This is a genomic window from Variovorax boronicumulans, from assembly GCF_040544675.1.
GTDB classification, from domain to species: domain Bacteria; phylum Pseudomonadota; class Gammaproteobacteria; order Burkholderiales; family Burkholderiaceae_C; genus Variovorax; species Variovorax boronicumulans_D.
In genome coordinates, this window is the sequence record NZ_JBEPKK010000014.1 from 21,146 (window position 1) to 39,149 (window position 18,004).

The following is an 18,004-nucleotide window of genomic DNA, read 5'->3' on the forward strand; positions in this document are numbered from 1 at the left end:
AGAAGGCGGGGTGGAGAAAAGAACACACTCGATTCGCATTGGCGGCCTCTTGGGCGGCCTCCGCGGGGTTCCCGCGGGACCCCTGCATATAATCGAATGTTGATTCGAAAAACTGTATCTCCACGAGATTGTGCGCGCAAAATGAACAAGCTGTTGACCACGATGTTTGCCCTTGCTGTCGCTTGCGTGACGCTCTCGGCACAAGCCCAGCAGGTGACGGGCAAGCCCCTGGACGGAGCCAAGAAGGTTCAGATGTGCGTGGGCTGCCACGGCATCATCGGCTACCAGGCCAGCTTTCCCGAGATCCACAAGGTACCGATGATCGCTGGCCAGAGCGCCACCTACATCGCCGCTGCGCTCACGCAGTACAAGGGCGGCGATCGCAAGCACCCCACCATGCGCGCCATTGCCGATTCGCTCTCCGAGCAGGACATCGCCGACATCTCCGCCTACTACAGCCAGCTGGGCGTGAAGCAGGGCGATGCACCGGCGGCGGCCCCCGCCAAGGCCATGCCCGACAACATCACCGCGCTGGTCGGCCGCAACGGTCCCGACAACAGCTGCACCAAGTGCCACGGCGCCAACTTCAACACCCCGAACGACGGCACCGTGCCCAAGCTGGCTGGCCAGCATGCCGACTACCTCTTCGTGGCGCTCAAGTCGTACCGCATCAAGAACAACAGCCATCTGGGCCGCTCCAACGCGGTGATGGTCGGCCAGGTCGAACCCAAGAAGTTCACCAACGCCGAACTCAAGACGCTGGCCAACTACATCGCCTCGGTGCCCGGCGAACTCAAGACGGTGCCCGAGTCGCGCATTCATCACGCGGCGCAGTAAGCGCTCCGAGCTCCCATAAAAAAACCCGCGCGATGCGGGTTTTTTTATGTCCGGGATTTCCCTGAGGTCAGACGTCGAAGAAGGCCGTCTCGTCCGCGCCCTGCATGCGGATGTCGAAGCGGTAGCTCACCGCGCCGCCTTGCACCACGCGCTCGGCAATCAGCGTGTGGCGGCGTTCGGCGGGCACGCTCTGCAGCACCGCGTCCTTGGCGTTGGCTTCGGCCTCGTCGCTGAAGTACACGCGCGTGAACGCATGCAGCAGCAGGCCGCGCATCAGCACGATCACGTTGATGTGCGGTGCCTCGCCGGGCGATTGCGCGCCGGGCTTGACGGTGTGGAACACGAAGCGGTTCTGCGCATCCGTGCCCACGCGGCCGAAGGCGCGAAAGCCCAGTGCGCGCGCTTCTTCGGGCGTCTGCGGATAGCGGCCCTCGCCGTCGGGCTGGCTGATCTCGACCATGGCATCGCCGATGGCGTTGCCGTCGCCGTCGATCACCCGGCCTTCGAGGCGGATGCGCTCGCCGGCGGCGTTGTCCAGCGCCACCACGGCGTCGAAGGGCTGGTCGAAGTCGTAGCCGTACTGCGTGGCGGTGAGGCCGTAGGCGAAGTAGGGGCCCACGGTTTGCGAGGGGGTCTGGCCGAAGTCGGCGTCCTGTGCGGTCATCAATGGCATGGGGAATTCCTTTCAGCGGTTCTCGAACGGCGTCTCGTCCGCACCGCGCAACACGATGTCGAACTGGTAGCCCAGCGCGTAGCCCTCTTCGGTGATGTCCAGGCTGAAGTCGGCGATCAGCCGGTTGCGGTAGCGCTCGGGCGTGCCGGTGACCATCGGGTCGTACTGCAGCAGCGGGTCGCCGGGGAAATACATCTGCGTGACCAGGCGGCTCGCGAAGCTCTGGCCGAACAGCGACAGGTGGATGTGCTGGGGGCGCCAGGCGTTCGGATGATTGCCCCACGGATAGGCCCCGGGCTTGATGGTCAGGAAGCGATAGCGGCCTTCGCTGTCGGTCAGGCAACGGCCCGCGCCCAGGAAGTTCGGGTCCAGCGGCGCGTCGTGCTGGTCGACCTTGTGCACATAGCGGCCCGAGGCGTTGGCCTGCCACAGCTCGACCAGCGTGTTGGCCACCGGGCGGCGGCGCTCGTCCAGCACCTGGCCGGTGAGGATCATGCGTTCGCCCAGCGGCTCGCCGTTGCGGCGCGCGTTGCGCGTGAGGTCGTGGTCGAGCGCGCCGATGCTGTCGTGGCCGTACACCGGCTGCTGCAGCTCGCCCAGCGAAGCCTTCAGCGGGATCAGCGGCTTCTGCGGGCCGCGCTTGGCGGTGGACTTGTAGCCGGGGTAGATGTAGCTGGGGTGGGCTTCCCAGTCGCGCGGCGTGAGGGTGGGCTGGGGCCCTGGGGTCTTGGTCAACATGTGCGTTGTCTCCTGTCGTGGGACGAATCCGGAACCCGCCACTGTAGAAGCGCCGTTCAATGATGTAAATTGAAGATTGATCCAGTTTTCATAACCATCAGTCATTGAAAAATCCCGCCGACCTTCGCCAGGATTTCTTGCGCAACGTGCAGTTGCGGCACCTGCGCACCTTCGTGGCCGTGGCGCAGGAACGCCATCTGGCGCGCGCTGCGGCGCGCCTGGCATTGAGCCAGCCGGCGGTGTCCAAGACGCTCTCCGAGCTGGAAGCCATCGTGGGCACGCGGCTGGTCGATCGCAGCCAGGCCGGCCGCCGCGGCGTGCAGGGGCTCACCGCGGCCGGCGAGCAACTGCTGGCGCATGCGCTGCGCGTGCTCGAGGCCCTCGAAGCCAGCGCCGAGGCGGTGGCGCCGACGGCCGGCGGACGCATCGAGCGCCTGCGCATCGGCGCGCTGCCCAGCGTGGCGCCCGCGTTGCTGCCGCTGGCGCTCGCGGGCCTTCGCGACCACTGGCCATCCGCTCAGATCACGGTCAAGAGCGCCGCCAACGCGGTGCTGCTCGACGAGCTGCGTGCCGGCGAGCTCGACCTCGCGGTCGGCCGCATGAGCGATCCGCGCCTGATGGGCGGGCTGAGCTTCGAGCTGCTCTACACCGAGCCGCTGGTGTTCGCGGTGCGCGCCGGGCATCCGCTCGCGCTCAAGGCCGCGCCGGTGCAGGCGGTGCTCGGCTACCCGCTGGTCGTGTACGGCGAGGGCACCATCCCGCGCCACAACACCGAAAGCTTCCTGTCGGCGCGCGGCCTTGCGCTGCCGGCCCACACGCTGCAGACGCTCGACGTGGCGGTGGCGTGCGCGCTGGTGGCGGTGTCCGATGCGGTCTGGATCACGCCGCTGGGTGCCGCGCGCGGCGCGCTGGCCGCCGGCCGCCTCGTGCGCCTGCGCATCGACACCGCGGGGACGGAAGAGCCGGTCGGGTTGCTGTTGCGCAGCGATGCCGAGGCTTCGGCGTTGCGCGGCGCCATGGCCGCGCTGCTGCGCGAAGGCGCCAAGCAGCAAGGGGCGTTGCCCCGACGGGCTGCAAAAAAAACCCGTCTTCCTTCGTGAAACACCGCGGAACCGGCTTCGCCGGGCCGCTGGTGTTGCCCCCTGTAGGGGGAAGGAGAAGCGACACGAAGTGCGCGAAGCCTGGGGGCGAGCTAATCCTTCGTCGCGCGGCGCTGCACGCAAGCCACATAGCCGTCGCCATCGGGCGGCCGCCCCGCGCGCTGGCTCTCCCACATCATCTGGCCGAGGCAATCCATCGCCTCGTGATGCGCATGCAGCAGCGAGCCGCGGCGCGCTGCCAGCAACTCCACGGCCTGGCGGATGCCGCGCGGCTGGTCGATGGAGCACTGCTCGCTGATCGACAGATGCATCGACAGATGAAGGAACGGGTTCTCGCGGCCGTTCGATCCGTCGTACACCCGCGCCACCGCCGCATCGGCGTCGGCCAGGTCCTCGTGGTACTCGGGGTGTTCGTCGATCCAGCCGGCGGCGATGGTCTCGAGCGCTTCCATCGGAAGGCCCTGCCGATGCTTGGCGTACACGTCGCAGAAGAAGCGGCGCACGTCTTCCTGGGAGGGGTTGAACATATATAGAGACAGAAAGAGAAGCAGAAGAAAAAACAAGAGAGCGAATGGCTTGAACAGCGTTTCAGGCCACCCGCGACCGGCCCCCGAAGCACCCGGGAACACGCGCGGCGTTCCGGGTACAGGGCGTTACATCGTTACGTAACGAATCGCGAAATGGCCTCCTTACGCGCTGTTTCCATGGCGGTCGCCGCAAGCGGTTTTCAGAAAAATATTCATACAAATCAATGGCTTGGGCCGTTGGCGGAGGGTCATTGGCACGCCGGCAAAAAACCGGCACGCATGTTGCCCCTGTAGATGCATCTTTTGTCACAGAGGCTGCCATGACCGCTCAACAAGCATCGACCCAATCGTCCGACGGATCTGCCGCTAGCGGCATGGCTCCCGTTGTCCTCGCGCAAGCCACCGTCACCCCGCTAGGCGTCCCCGCCAGCATGGGATCGGAGGCGCCCGCTGTCCCCTCGGGGCCTGCAAGCATCGGCACATTGTCCAATGCTACGCCCGGCACTGCCGTGATGCGCGACGGTGTCCGCATTCCGGTGGACGGCAATCAGACGCTGATCGCCGGTGACCGCGTGCTCGTTCCGCAGGACGGCAGCGCCAACGTGCTCTTCCCCGGTTCCGCCAGCAACAAGGCGCCGCTGTCCGGCGTCTTCACCGGCGGCACCGACGCCACCATCGGCTCGACCAAGCTGCCCGGCGGCCTCGAACAAGTGAATGTGGATGTCGCCTCGGGCGACCTGCAAGTGACCCCGCCAGACAGCGATGCAGACGCAGCCGCCCTGGCCGTGACCAAGAAGCTCGCCGCCGGCAGCGGCATCGGCCTGGGCGAATTCGCCCTGGGCGCGCTGGGTGCCGCGGTCCTGGGCGCAGCGCTCAGCGGCGGTGGCGGCGGCGGAAGCAGCGGCTTCCCGTTGTTCGTGGGCGGCGTTGGCGAGACCGATGCGGATGCCGATGCGGACGCTGATGCGGATGCAGACGCCGACGGTGACGCCGATGCTGACGCCGATGCCGATGCCGATGCCGATGCTGACGCCGATGCCGATGCCGATGCTGACGCCGATGCCGATGCCGATGCTGACGCCGATGCCGATGCCGATGCTGACGCCGATGCCGATGCCGATGCCGATGCTGACGCCGATGCCGATGCCGATGCCGATGCCGATGCTGACGCCGATGCTGATGCCGATGCCGATGCCGATGCCGATGCCGACGCCGACGCCGATGCCGATGCCGACGCTGACGCTGACGCCGATGCCGATGCCGATGCCGATGCTGATGCTGATGCCGACGCTGATGCCGACGCTGATGCTGATGCTGATGCTGATGCTGATGCTGATGCTGATGCTGATGCTGATGCCGATGCCGATGCCGATGCCGATGCCGACGCAGATGCAGATGCAGACGCAGACGCAGACGCCGACGCCGATGCAGACGCAGATGCCGATGCAGACGCAGATGCCGATGCAGACGCAGATGCCGATGCCGATGCCGACGCCGACGCCGACGCCGATGCCGATGCCGATGCGGACGCTGATGCCGACGCCGATGCGGACGCTGATGCCGACGCCGACGCCGATGCGGACGCTGATGCAGACGCCGACCAGCTCCTCGACCCCAGCGACAACCTCGTGCACGGCGTCGTCGATGCCCTCGACGACACCCTCGGCCTGGGCGGCGTGCTCGCTCCCGTGGTCCCGCTGGTCGATGGCGTCACCGACATCGTCGACGGCGCGCTGGCTCCGCTGCTCGGTTCCGAATTCACGCCGAACGACCCCAACGCGTTCGACCCGGTCGACGACCTCGTCGGCAACGTGCTCGACCCGGTGGGCGATACGCTCAGCCCCGTCGTGGACGGCCTGCTCGGCGACGGCGTGACCGACGCGCTGCTGGGTTCACTGCTCGGCCAGGTCGACTACGTGACCGACGGCCTGAACAACCTGCTCGCCGGTGAAGGCCCGCTCGGCGGCCTGACCGCCGGCCTCGGCCTGGACGGCTTGCTGGGTGAAGACGGCATCATCGGCGGCCTGCTCGACGGCGTGCTGGGTGAAGACGGCATCGTCGGCGGCCTGCTCGGCGACGACGGACTCGTGGGCGGCCTGCTCGGCGACGACAGCCTGCTGGGCGGCCTCCTGGGTGACGACGGCGCGCTCGGCGGCCTGCTCGGCAACCTGCTGGGTGACGACGGCGCCCTGGGCGGCCTGCTCGGTGAAGACGGTGCCCTCGGTGGCGTGCTCGGCGGCCTGCTCGGCGCCGACGGCCTCCTGGGCGGCCTGATCGGCGAAGGCAGCGCCCTCGGTGGCCTGCTGGGTGAAGACGGCGCCCTGGGCAGCCTGCTCGGCGAAGACGGCGTGCTCGGCGGCCTCCTGGGTGAAGACGGCCTGACCGGCGGCCTGCTCGGCGGCGATGGCCTCCTGGGCGGACTGCTCGGCGAAGACGGCATCGTCGGCGGCCTCTTGGGTGACGACGGCCTGCTGGGCGGCGTCCTCGGCGGCGAAGGCGGCCTCCTGGGTGGCGTGCTGGGTGAAGACGGCCTCGTCGGCGGCTTGCTCGGCGACGACGGTCTGGTGGGTGGCCTGCTCGGTGAAGACGGTCTGGTCGGCGGCCTGCTGGGCGACGACGGCATCGTCGGCGGCCTCCTTGGCGGCGACGGCCTGGTGGGTGGCCTGCTCGGCGACGACGGCCTCCTGGGCGGCGTGCTGGGTGACGACGGCATCGTCGGCGGTCTGCTCGGCAACGACGGCCTGGTCGGCGGCCTCCTGGGCGATGACGGCCTTGTCGGCGGTCTGCTCGGCGGCGACGGCCTGGTCGGTGGCCTGCTGGGCGACGACGGTCTCGTCGGCGGCTTGCTCGGCGACGACGGCCTGGTCGGCGGCCTCCTGGGCGAAGACGGCATCGTCGGCGGCCTGGTCGGTCCGGACGGTCTGGTGGGCGGCCTGCTCTCCGAAGACGGCGTGGTCGGCGGCCTGCTGGGTGAAGACGGCCTCGTGGGCGGTCTGCTCGGTGGCGTGCTCGGCGGCATCGGCGGTGGCGGCACCACGCCGCCCACCGGCGCGGCCCTGCTCGATCCGGTCGACAGCATCGTCGGCGGCCTGACGACCAGCCTGGACAGCGGCCTGCTCGGCGAACTCGGCGTGGGCGACCTGCTCGCCCCGGTGGCCGGCATCGCGGACGACCTGACCGACACGGTCGACGGCCTCCTCGGCCCGGTGCTCGGCACCACCTTCACCCCGAACAACCCCAACGCCCTCGACCCGGTCGACGGCCTGGTGGACCAGGTGACGGACGGCGCGGGCAGCCTGCTCAGCCCGATCGCCGATCAACTGCTCGGCGCCGGCACGACGAACGCGCTGCTCGATGCGGTCGACACGCAAGTGGACTACCTCACCGATGGCGTGGCGAATCTCCTGAACGGCGATCTGCTCGGCGGCGTGCTGGGTGAAGACGGCCTTGTCGGCGGCTTGCTCGGCGGGGATCTGCTGGGTGGCGATCTGCTCGGCGGTGTCCTCGGTGAAGACGGCATCGTTGGCGGCTTGCTGGGTGGTGATCTGCTCGGCGGCGTCCTCGGAGAAGACGGCATCGTCGGCGGCTTGCTGGGTGGTGATCTGCTCGGCGGCGTCCTCGGAGAAGACGGCATCGTCGGCGGCCTGCTTGGCGGTGATCTGCTCGGCGGCGTCCTCGGAGAAGACGGCATCGTCGGCGGCCTGCTTGGCGGTGATCTGCTGGGTGGCGTCCTCGGAGAAGACGGCATCGTCGGCGGCCTGCTTGGCGGTGATCTGCTGGGTGGCGTCCTCGGAGAAGACGGCATCGTCGGTGGCCTGCTGGGTGGTGATCTGCTGGGTGGCGTCCTCGGTGAAGACGGCATCGTCGGCGGCTTGCTCGGTGGCGATCTGCTCGGCGGCGTGCTCGGCGAAGACGGCATCGTCGGCGGCCTGCTCGGTGGCGATCTGCTCGGCGGCGTCCTCGGCGAAGACGGCATCGTTGGCGGCTTGCTCGGTGGCGATCTGCTCGGCGGCGTGCTCGGCGAAGACGGCATCGTTGGCGGCTTGCTCGGCGGCGATTTGCTCGGCGGCGTGCTGGGTGAAGACGGCATCGTTGGCGGCCTGCTCGGTGGTGATCTGCTGGGTGGCGTGCTGGGCGAAGACGGCCTCGTTGGCGGCTTGCTCGGCGGTGATCTGCTCGGCGGCGTGCTGGGTGAAGACGGCATCGTCGGCGGCCTGCTGGGCGGTGATCTGCTCGGCGGCGTGCTGGGCGAAGACGGCATCGTCGGCGGCCTGCTCGGCGGCGACCTGCTCGGCGGTGTCCTGGGTGACAACGGCCTCGTAGGCGGCTTGCTCGGCGGAGATCTCCTTGGCGGCGTCCTCGGTGAAGACGGCATCGTCGGTGGCTTGCTCGGTGGCGATCTGCTCGGCGGCGTGCTGGGCGAAGACGGCATCGTTGGTGGCCTGCTCGGCGGTGATCTGCTCGGCGGCGTCCTCGGTGAAGACGGCATCGTCGGTGGCCTGCTCGGCGGTGATCTGCTCGGTGGCGTCCTCGGTGAAGACGGCATCGTCGGTGGCCTGCTCGGTGGCGATCTGCTCGGCGGCGTCCTCGGTGAAGACGGCATCGTGGGCGGCCTGCTGGGCGGTGATCTGCTCGGCGGCGTGCTGGGCGAAGACGGCATCGTCGGTGGCCTGCTCGGTGGTGATCTGCTCGGCGGTGTCCTCGGCGAAGACGGCATCGTCGGCGGCTTGCTCGGCGGCGATCTGCTGGGTGGCGTCCTCGGCGAAGACGGCATCGTCGGTGGCCTGCTCGGTGGTGATCTGCTCGGCGGTGTCCTCGGCGAAGACGGCATCGTTGGCGGCCTGCTGGGCGACGACGGCCTCGTCGGCAGCCTGCTCGGCCAGGACGGCCTGGTGGGCAGCCTGCTCGGCGGCGTGCTCGGCAGCGACGGTCCGGTCGCCAACATCCTGGAGCCGGTCTCCGGCCTGGCTGGCGGCCTGACGGACACCATCGCCCCGATCGTCGAGACCGTGGCAGGTGCCGCCTCCGGCGCACTGGAACCGGTGACCGACATCCTGGCCGGCGCGGCGACAACGGTGGCTCCGGTGGTCGACACGGTGGTGAACACCGTCGAGAACGCCGTCACCCCGCTGGTGACCGAGATCGTGACCCCGATCACCAGCGTGGTCGAGCACACGCTCACGCCGGTGACCAACATCCTGCATGGCCTGCTGGGTTGAGGAACACAAAAGAACGACAGAGGAGAAGAGGAAACCGCAGCACCAGGGACAGGCCGGCCTCCGGCCTGTCCCGCGAAAGGATCGATATGAAAAAGAACTTCCGGATACTGGCCATCGTGGCACTCGGGGCCAGCCTCGTTGCCTGCGGTACGGGGCCGAAAAGCGGGCGCGACGACGCGACCTACTACTACTCGAACAAGGACGCCACCGCCGTCGCCAGGGTGCAGCCTGCACCCCCGGCACCGGTGCAGAACGGCCCGGCCGGCGTGCCGAAGATCGTCTACTTCGACTACGACAAATACAACATCCGCCCGCAGGACCGCAACATCGTGGAAGCGCATGCGAGCTTCCTGAAGAACCGGCCGGCCAGCCGTGTGGTCATCGAAGGCCACACCGACTCGCGCGGCGGCCGCGAATACAACCTGGCACTGGGGCAACGGCGTGCGGAATCGGTGCAGCGCGCGCTCGCGCAGCTGGGTGTGCCGGCCGAACGCGTGGAAGCCATCAGCTGGGGCATCGAGAAGCCCGCGTCCATGGAAACCACCGAGGAGGGCTACCAGCTCAATCGCCGCGCCGAGTTCAGCTACCGCTGACACGAGGAACCCAGCGATGACGTCCAGGGCAGTTTCCGGTTCGCAGCAAACCCGTCGAAGCGAGAGCAGATGACGGGCGCGACCGGTTTCCCGCCTTCGTCCGGGGCCGAATGATGTCCTTCCCAGACCAGCTCCACGCCTGCCACGAACGCCTTGCGTCGGTGTGCGCGGCGCTGCCCGCGCCGTACCCGGCCTTCACGCTGTTCTTCTCGGTGAGCGACGGTTCCCAGCGTGCGCATGTGGTGCATGCGCGGGCCGCCGAATTCGAGACCGCATGGCGCGAAGGCAGCGAGCTGGTCGAGCGCTGGGTGCAGGCGCACGGCGTGGTCTCGCCCTGGCTGCGCATCGACTGGGTCGAGGGCGCGAGCCCGATGGACTGGGTGCAGTTCAAGACCCAGCTCACGGCCGTCAAGCGCAACTACTTCAGGCTCGGCCTGGCCTTCGACCAGGGCTTCGAGATCGCCTTCACCGAGCAGGAGCTCAACGCCAACGCCATGCTGAGCGGCGACTCGACCATTGCGCACTCGGTGGTGAACCCGCGCAACTTCGAGGTCTACGGCCAGGCGCGTTTCTCGCGAAAGCTCGCGCTGGACATTCCCACCGACCAGCCGGTGTACCTGCTGGCCACCGTGGGCGTGTTCTGCCAGCCCGACGGCGTGGTGCACAAGATCGTCGGCACGGGGCTCGACGCCGGACGCCGGCAGCTGCCGGCGCTCAACCCGCAATCCACGCTGGACCTGGTGCGCAGCGGCTCGGCCTACCTGGCGCGCCAGGTGCAGAGCGACGGCCTCTTCGTGTACGGCTACTTCCCGTGCTTCGACCGCCGCATTCCGACCTACGACGCCATGCGCCATGCGAGCGCGCTCTTCGCGATGCTCGAAGCCTGGGAGCTCACGCGCGACGAAACCCTGCGCGCGGCCATCGACCGCGCGCTCGACCACCTGGTGAACTGGCTGATCCGCGACTACAAGCTCGCCGACGGCAGCGAGGTGGCATTCCTGGTGGACACCGGCGGCGAGATCAAGCTGGGCGGCAACGCGGCCTGCGTGCTCGCGCTGGTGAAGTACTGCGAGCTCATGGATTCGCGCCGCTGGCTGCCGCTCCTGGAGAAGCTCGCGCTGGGCATCGTGTCGCTGCAGGATGCGGCCACCGGCCGCTTCAACCATGTGCTGCATGCCGCCGACCTCACGCTCAAGCAGGCCTCGCGCATCATCTACTACGACGGCGAGGCCGCCTTCGGGCTCATGCGGCTGTACGGCCTCACGCGCGACGCGCGCTGGCTGGCCGCGGTCGAGAAAGCCTTCGACCATTTCATTGCCAGCCAGCACTGGCAGGCGCACGACCACTGGTTGAGCTGCTGCGTCAACGAGCTCACGCACTGGAGCCCGCAGGAGAAGTACTTCCGCTTCGGGCTGCAGAACGTGGCCGGCTACCTGGACTTCGTGCTCGACCGCAAGACCACCTTTCCGACCCTGCTCGAACTCATGCTGGCCGCCCAGCAGATGCTGCAGCGCCTCGAAGGCATGCCCGCCATGCGGCACCTGCTGGACGAGCTGGACACCGAGAAGTTCTACCGCGCGCTCGACTACCGCGCCCACTACCTGCTCAACGGCTTCTTCTGGCCCGAGATGGCGATGTACTTCCGGCGCCCCTCCACCGTGGTCGGCGCCTTCTTCATTCGCCATCACTCGTTCCGCGTGCGCATCGACGACGTGGAGCAGTACGTCTCGGGCTTCGCGGGCTACCACCGCTACCTGCTGGAGCGCCGCGTTCCGCAGGCGGTGAGCAACGTGCTGGGCGCCGCCGGTGCGCGCGACGACGGCGCCGCGTGGACATCGACCGAGATGGCCCGCGTGACCGGCGGCGAATGGGTGGTGCGGCCCGAAGACGGCTGGCGCGCCAGCGGCGTGACGCAGCGCTCCTTCATGCGCAAGGGCCGCGTGGTGTTCGAGAACCAGACGCGGCCGTCGAAGACACCGCTGGCGGCCGTCACGCTCAAGGGCGTGCTGCAACCGGCCGCCGCCGTGCTGTGCACCGACCCCAAGCCGCACCTGGACAAGCGCGTGCCCGTGCTCAAGGTGCCCAACGTGCTGCAGGCCGTGCTGCAGCTGGGCGAGCATGCGCGCACCGAGTTTTCCGGGCGCGTCTGCGCCGTGCTGGGCAGCGGCCCCGCCTCCAGCGCGGTGACCGCCATGCTGGCCGGCGCCCTCACCGTGTGGGGCGAGGTCGCCCAGCCCGAAGGCAACATCAGCCTGCCGTCGGGCATTGCCTGGAACCTCACCTGCATGCCGCGGCACGCCGCCTACTGGGTGCTGGAGATGGGCACCTCGCACATGCCGGCGTCCTCGCAACTGGTGCGGCCTTCGCTGGTGGTGATCACCGGGCTGTCGGCCGCCTCGCAAAAGCACCGCGGCCCGCCCGAAGCGGCGGCGCGCATGGACGCCCGCATCTTCGAAGGCATGGCCGCCGGCGACAGCGTGGTGCTGAACCGCGACATGCCCGAGTTCCCGACCTTCGCCGAAGCGGCGGCGGCGCACCAGCTGCAGGTGGTGACCTACGGCGAGCATGAAGACGCCGACGTGCGCCTGCTCGCCTTCGACCACGGCGAGGTGCAGGCGCAGGTGGCGGGCGAGCCCTTCCAGTTGCGGCTCAATGCGCCGGGGCGCCACATGGGCGCGAGCGCCGTCGGCGCGCTGGGCGCGTTGCAGGCGCTGCGCCTGCCGCTGGCCGCGGCGGTCGAGCCTTTCGCGCACTTCGAGCCGCCGGGCGGACGCGGTGCGCTGCACACCATTCACATCGGCGGCGGAAGCTTCAAGCTGATCGATGAAACCTATGACGCCAACCCGAGTTCGATGCGGGCGGCGCTTGAGTTGCTGTCACAAGCCCCATGCGAGCCTGCACGTCGCGTGGCCATCCTCGGCGACATGCAGGAGTTGGGCCCTGCCGCGCAACGTCATCACCTCGACCTGGAGACCGAGTTGCTGGCGTCGCAACCAGATCGCGTGCTGTTGTGCGGTCCCTTGATGCGGGCGCTGCATGCGCGCATCCGCACCAAGGTGCGATCGCACTGGTTCGTCGATGTATCGGATCTCTCGACCGCGCTGGGCGGTCTGCTGCAACCGGGCGACTGGGTGCTGGCGAAGAGCTCCGCGGGTGTCGGTCTGTCCCGGCTTGCCCGGGTTTTGAAAGCACTGCCATGAGATGGAACGCCTTGATTCACATGCCCTACGAACGCGAGCCGGAGGCGCCGCGACGATGGTGGCTGGGCTGGCTGCAGTTGCTCTTTGCATGGGTGGTCTGCATGCTGTTGTGCGCCAACATCGCATTGGTGCTGGCCGAGGGTTTGCCCGCGGTCAAAGGGGCGCCCACGGTCGATCGGCAGGCCGGCTGCACGGCCGCCGAAAGCACCTGGAAGCGCGACGCAAGGAACGACCGCCAGGCCGATGCGGCAAAGGCGCGAAACCCCCGATGCTGAGGTGCGCGGACCGCGATTTTTTGCTTTGTAATCTTGGGTAACAGTCGATAATGATTCGAGCGTCATTGCTCGACGGATCGGCCCTTTCTCATGATCAAGTTCCTCTTGCCCAGCCAGCTGGTGGCAGATACGCCGGACGTGCCGGGTGCCAGTCCTTTTGCGGGGGCGCTGAACAAGGCGTTCCGCGATGCCTACCCGCTGGTCAAGAGCGCGGCCTGGCGCTCGCTCCCCATCAGCCTGTTCGGGCTGCTGCCTTCCATCTTTTTGTTGCAGGTGTACGACCGCGTGCTCTCGCGCAGCGGCACCTCCACGCTGGCCGCGCTGGTCAGCGGCATCTTCTTTTTCCTGTGCATCGAGTTCTGGCTGCGCACGCGGCGCTCGCGCATGCTGCGCAATGCGGGCGCGATCATCGACCATGGCGTCTCGGGCGCGTTGCTGCAATCTATGCTGGCCCGCCCGCTGCGCGCGCTCGAAGCGCGGCCGGCGTCGGTGTGGCAGCAGTACTTTCGCGACGTGGGCTCGGTGCGCGGCACCGTCACCGGCGGCCTGGCGCAATCCATCTTCGATCTGCCCATGGCGGTGTTCGCGCTGGTGGTGATCGGCATCGTCGCCTTGCCGGTGCTGCCGGTGGTGGCCGCGTTCCTGGCGATCATGTCCTTCCTGGCGTGGTGGTGGGCCGACGAAGTGCGCGCCGGCCGGGTCGAGGAAGTGCAGCGCGGCCGGGGCCTGGACCGCATGACCTCCGAGATCTGCCATGCGCGCGAAACGTTGAAGACGCAGGCCAACGACGGCCCCATCGCCGACATGTGGCGCCAGACCTACAACGCCTGGCTCAGCGAGAGCTTCAGCAAGAACGGCCAGATCGAGACCGCGCGCGACGGCACCACGGTGCTGCTCACCGTCTTCTCGGTCATCGTGGTGTCGGTGGGCGCGGTGTCGGTCATGGAGCAGTGGATGACGGTGGGCGGCCTGGTCGCCTCCAACATGCTGGCGCTCAAGGCGCTGCAGCCGGTGGCCGGGCTGGTGTCCAACTGGCGCGCGCTGGCCACCGCCAAGGAAGCCGCCAAGCGCCTGGAGACCGTGCTGCGCGAGCCGGTCGAAAAGCCGCCCACCGGCATGACGCTGCCCCAGCCGCTGGGCCGCATCACGCTCAAGGACGTGAGCTTCAGCTTCACCGAGAACTCGCAGCAGCCGGTGCTGGAAAACGTCGACCTGGACATCGGCCCCGGCGGCCTGCATGTGATCGTCGGGCGCAACGGCGCGGGCAAGTCGACCATGGTCAAGCTGATCTCGGGGCTCTATGCGCCCACGCGCGGGATCATCAGCATCGGCGAGTACGACCTGTCGCAGTTCGGCCGCGAAGAGCTCTCGCGCTGGATCAGCTACCTCTCGCAAGAGGTCTACTGGTTCGGCGGCACGCTCATCGACACCATGCGCCGCGCGGCGCCGGGCCAGAGCGACGAGCAGATCGTCGCGGCCTGCAAGCTCTCGGGCGCGCACGACTTCATCTCGCGCACGCCCGACGGCTACCGCACCATGGTGGGCGAGGGCGGCACCGGCGTGTCGGTGGGCGAGCGCCGCAAGCTCGCGCTGGCCATGAGCTTCCTGCGCAAGCCCTCGGTGCTGGTGCTCGACGAGCCCAGCAACGACCTCGATTTCCAGAGCGAGCGCACATTGCTCGCCACGCTGCTGGCGGTGGCCAAGGTGCGCACCGTGGTGGTGGTCACGCATTCGCTGCGCATCGTCTCGGCCGCCACGGCGGTCTACCACGTGACGGGGCAGGGCGACGTCGAAGTGGGCACCGCCGCGGTCATGGTGCCCAAGCTCTTCGGCGTGAAGAAGCCGCTGGTGGCGGTGGGCGACGAAGACGGCGCGGCGGCCACGGCCTCGCGCTCCATGGCGTGATGCTGCCTGTGACCCTTGACGAGTGATTGGGGACCGTGAACTTGAAATCAGATTTGCCGCAGATTCTTCAGGACGAAGACCAGCAGCGCGCGGCGCGGACCTCGCCCCAGGGGCGTCGACGCCAGTGGATCATCGGCGGCGCCGTCGCGGTGCTGGCCGTGGTCGGCCTGGGCTTTCCGATGGAAACGGTGGTCGTCGCGCCGGGCCGGGTGATCCCGTCGGACCGCGTCAAGTCCATCCAGCATCTGGAAGGCGGCATCGTCAGCGCCGTGCTGGTGAAGGACGGCGAAAGGGTCAAGCAGGGCCAGTCGCTGGTCGAGATCGACCTGGGCGGCAGCGGCCTCAACCTCGAAGAGCTCTCGGCCCGCTATGCGGCCACGCAGGCCACCCGCGTGCGCCTCCTGGCCGAAAGCCGCGGCCAGCCGCTCAGCCGCCAGTCCTTTGCCGCCGACATCGACGAGAGCGTGTTCGAAGGCGAGCTGGGCGCCTACCAGGCGCGCGCGCTGGAGCAGCGCGGCGTCATGGCCGGTGCCGTCTCGGGACTGGAGCAGGCGCGCAGCAAGCAGCTGGAGCAGCAGGCCAAGGTCAAGGGCCTGGGCGACCGCTTCGCGCTGATGCAGAAGGAGCTTGAAATCTCCGAGCAGCTGCTCTCCGAAAAACTGGTCGGCCAGGTCGAGGTGCTCGAGAAGCGCCGGCAGGCCGAAGGCGTGCGCAGCGAACTCGCGATCGCGCGCCAGGGCGTCATTTCGGCCAACGCCGCCATCACCGAGGCGCAGGCCAAGATGGCCGAGGCCGAAGGCCGCTACCGCCGCCGCGCATCGGACGAGCTGGCCACCGTGGAGCGCCAGTTCGCCAGCCTGAGCGAAGACCTGGCGCGCGCCCGCACCCAGCGTTCGCGCACCGAAGTGAAGGCGCCCTCGGACGGCATCGTCAAGGGCCTGCGCAACTCCAGCCCCGGCTGGGTGGTCAAGCCCGGCGAAGCCATCCTCGAAGTGGTGCCCGACAAGGACGAGATCGTGGTCGAGGCCCGGCTCAACCCCAACGACCGCGGCTTCGTGGAAATCGGGCAGTCCGCGCGCGTGAAGATCACCGCCTACGACTACCTGCGCTACGGCGCCGTCGAAGGCCAGGTGATGCTGGTGGCGGCCGACGCCGACCGCGACGCGGCCATTGCCCAGGGCGCGCCTTACTACCGGCTGCTCATCAGCATGTCGCAGTCGCACGTGGGCCGCGTCGAGAACCGCGTCACCGCCGGCATGGAGGCCGAAGTGGACCTGCGCGTGGGCACCGATCCGTTCATCTGGTACATCCTGCGCCCGGTGCTCAAGTTGCGGCGCGAAGCCTTCCGCGAGCCATGAAGGCCCCCACCTTTGCAGGACGGCGCCGCAGCCCGGGCACCGCGGTGCTTTGCGCGGCGCTGTGCGCCAGCTTTGCGCTGCCGCCCGTCGCCTTTGCGCAGGAAGAACCTGCCGCCCCGTCGCTCTCGCTCGCCCGCCGCCTCACCGCTCCGTCGCTGGGCGCCGCGAGCTACGCGCAGCGCGTGAAGCAATCGCTCATCACTCTCTCTACCGACTACCCCGAAGTGCAGTCGGCCCAGGCGGCCGCCAACACCAGCAGCTTCGGCGTGGACCAGGCGCGCAAGGCCCGCTATCCGCGCTTCAGGGTCGGTACGTCTTCGGGCACCTACAACAGCGGCGCGGACAACGCGAAAAGCCAGAACTACACCGTGCTCACCGCCGAAGCGCGCATGAGCCTGATCGACGGCGGCGCCATTGACGCCTCGGTGCGGGCCGCCGAGGCCGGCAACATGGCCGACGACGAAGCCGTGGTCACCACTTCGCAGAAGGTGGTGCTGGATGCGCTCACCGCCTACCTGCAGGTGCAGCGCTTCGACCTGAAGAAGCAGATCGCGCGCAAGGCCACCGAGGTGGTGGCCGAGCTCTCCAAGGCCGAGGCCCGCCGTGTGGCGCTGGGCGTCTCGGGCGACAACGACCTGAACATGGCCGCGTCCCGCCGCGCGCTGGTGGCGGCCCGCGAATCCGATTTCGAAGCGCAGCGCGACGAGGCGCTCGCCAAGTTCCGCAACTACTTCAAGTTCACGCCCAACACCGAGGCGCTGCCCGTGCTGGCCGCGCCGCTGCAGTGGCGCATCGGCACGCAGGAAGAAGCGCTGCGCCGCGCCGAGGCCCGCAGCACCGAGATCGCCGAAGCCCAGGGCCGCGTCGACCGCGCCCGCGCGCTGGTCGACCAGCAGGAAGCCAGCCTCTACCCCACGCTGGATGCCGTGGTCGTCAAGAGCAAGGACCCGCGCGGCGTGTCGCCGCAAGACCCGACGCGCGCGGCCTTCGAACTCAACTGGAATTTCGGCAACGGCTTCGACCGGCAACTGCGCCTGCGCACCGCGCTGGCCGAAGTCGCCAACCAGGAGGCCAAGCTCGAAGGCGTGAAGAACAACCTGTTCGAACTCACCTCGGCCTCGTGGGCGCGCACCGTCTCGGGCCGCGAGCGTGAGCGGCAACTGATGGAAGCCGTCAGCACCTCGGGCCAGGCCTTTCGCGGCCGGCGCCGCTTGATGGAGTTCGGGCGCGAGACCTTGCCCAAGGTGCTCGATGCGCAGCTGGACTACTACACGCTGCTGTTCGACTATGTCGACGGCGTCTTCGACCTGCGCATTTCGGAACTGCGCCTCGCACGCACCACGGGCGAATTGCGCATCGACCCCGCGGCGCCCAACAACTGGCTGGACAGCCTCTTCGGTCCGCCGAACCGCTCGGTGATCACCGAAGACGGTTTGCTGTCGGCGCTTTGCCTGTCGAGCAACACCGCGTGCCCGAGCGAGCCGATCGTGGAGCGCTCGCCGGCGGCGGCGCTGTCGAACCCGCCGCTGCGGCGCACGCCGCGCCTGTCCAACCCCTGACAACAAGAAGGCCCGCTGAG

12 protein-coding genes are annotated in these 18,004 nt (G+C 68.6%); 9 read left to right on the forward strand and 3 right to left on the reverse strand.

All coding sequences use genetic code 11. The features are described 5' to 3' along the window. Positions 1-141 precede the first annotated feature (141 nt). Positions 142-837 (forward strand): c-type cytochrome, encoded by a 696-nt coding sequence (locus ABIC90_RS21700; RefSeq protein WP_354357737.1) that lies wholly within the window; start codon positions 142-144, stop codon positions 835-837. A gap of 67 nt (positions 838-904) precedes the next feature. Here ABIC90_RS21700 and pcaG read toward each other — a convergent pair whose 3' ends face one another. Continuing rightward, on the reverse strand, positions 905-1,510 hold the full coding sequence (gene pcaG, locus ABIC90_RS21705; RefSeq protein ID WP_354357739.1) for a protocatechuate 3,4-dioxygenase subunit alpha: 606 nt from the start codon (positions 1,508-1,510) through the stop codon (positions 905-907). Between the two features lie 12 nt (positions 1,511-1,522). Next, complete coding sequence (gene pcaH, locus ABIC90_RS21710) at positions 1,523-2,248, reverse strand: protocatechuate 3,4-dioxygenase subunit beta (RefSeq protein ID WP_354357741.1); 726 nt, start codon at positions 2,246-2,248, stop codon at positions 1,523-1,525. Between the two features lie 104 nt (positions 2,249-2,352). Here pcaH and ABIC90_RS21715 point away from each other — a divergent pair, with 104 nt between their 5' ends. After that, on the forward strand, positions 2,353-3,348 hold the full coding sequence (locus tag ABIC90_RS21715; protein WP_354357743.1) for a LysR substrate-binding domain-containing protein: 996 nt from the start codon (positions 2,353-2,355) through the stop codon (positions 3,346-3,348). Between the two features lie 92 nt (positions 3,349-3,440). Here the strand turns inward: ABIC90_RS21715 and ABIC90_RS21720 are convergent, their stop codons facing one another. Next, a complete protein-coding gene (locus tag ABIC90_RS21720; protein ID WP_013543530.1) occupies positions 3,441-3,875 on the reverse strand; it encodes a DUF1841 family protein in 435 nt (144 codons plus the stop codon). Positions 3,876-4,195: 320 nt separating this feature from the next. On the opposite strand from ABIC90_RS21720, the gene ABIC90_RS21730 reads away from it, so the two are divergent. The 7 genes from ABIC90_RS21730 to ABIC90_RS21760 all read left to right on the forward strand — a co-directional run bounded on the left by ABIC90_RS21730 (position 4,196) and on the right by ABIC90_RS21760 (position 17,984). Next, positions 4,196-9,094 carry a hypothetical protein gene (locus tag ABIC90_RS21730; protein ID WP_436318235.1) on the forward strand — a complete coding sequence of 1,633 codons (4,899 nt, stop codon included), beginning with the start codon at positions 4,196-4,198 and terminating at the stop codon, positions 9,092-9,094. A gap of 86 nt (positions 9,095-9,180) precedes the next feature. Next, positions 9,181-9,687 (forward strand): peptidoglycan-associated lipoprotein Pal, encoded by a 507-nt coding sequence (gene pal / locus ABIC90_RS21735; protein ID WP_354357749.1) that lies wholly within the window; start codon positions 9,181-9,183, stop codon positions 9,685-9,687. A 110-nt stretch (positions 9,688-9,797) separates the two neighbouring features. Then, the gene (locus ABIC90_RS21740; RefSeq protein WP_354357751.1) at positions 9,798-12,887 is read left to right on the forward strand and encodes a glutamate ligase domain-containing protein; all 3,090 of its coding nucleotides are present in this window, start codon (positions 9,798-9,800) and stop codon (positions 12,885-12,887) included. Next, a complete protein-coding gene (locus ABIC90_RS21745) occupies positions 12,884-13,162 on the forward strand; it encodes a hypothetical protein (protein WP_354357753.1) in 279 nt (92 codons plus the stop codon). Before ABIC90_RS21740 ends, ABIC90_RS21745 begins: the two co-directional genes overlap by 4 nt. Positions 13,163-13,252: 90 nt before the next feature. After that, positions 13,253-15,067, forward strand: coding sequence for a peptidase domain-containing ABC transporter (locus ABIC90_RS21750; protein WP_354357755.1), 1,815 nt, complete (start codon positions 13,253-13,255; stop codon positions 15,065-15,067). A gap of 35 nt (positions 15,068-15,102) precedes the next feature. Next, a complete protein-coding gene (locus tag ABIC90_RS21755; RefSeq protein WP_354357757.1) occupies positions 15,103-16,425 on the forward strand; it encodes an HlyD family type I secretion periplasmic adaptor subunit in 1,323 nt (440 codons plus the stop codon). Further along, positions 16,422-17,984 (forward strand): TolC family protein, encoded by a 1,563-nt coding sequence (locus tag ABIC90_RS21760; protein ID WP_354357759.1) that lies wholly within the window; start codon positions 16,422-16,424, stop codon positions 17,982-17,984. Before ABIC90_RS21755 ends, ABIC90_RS21760 begins: the two co-directional genes overlap by 4 nt. The last annotated feature ends 20 nt before the right edge of the window (positions 17,985-18,004 follow it).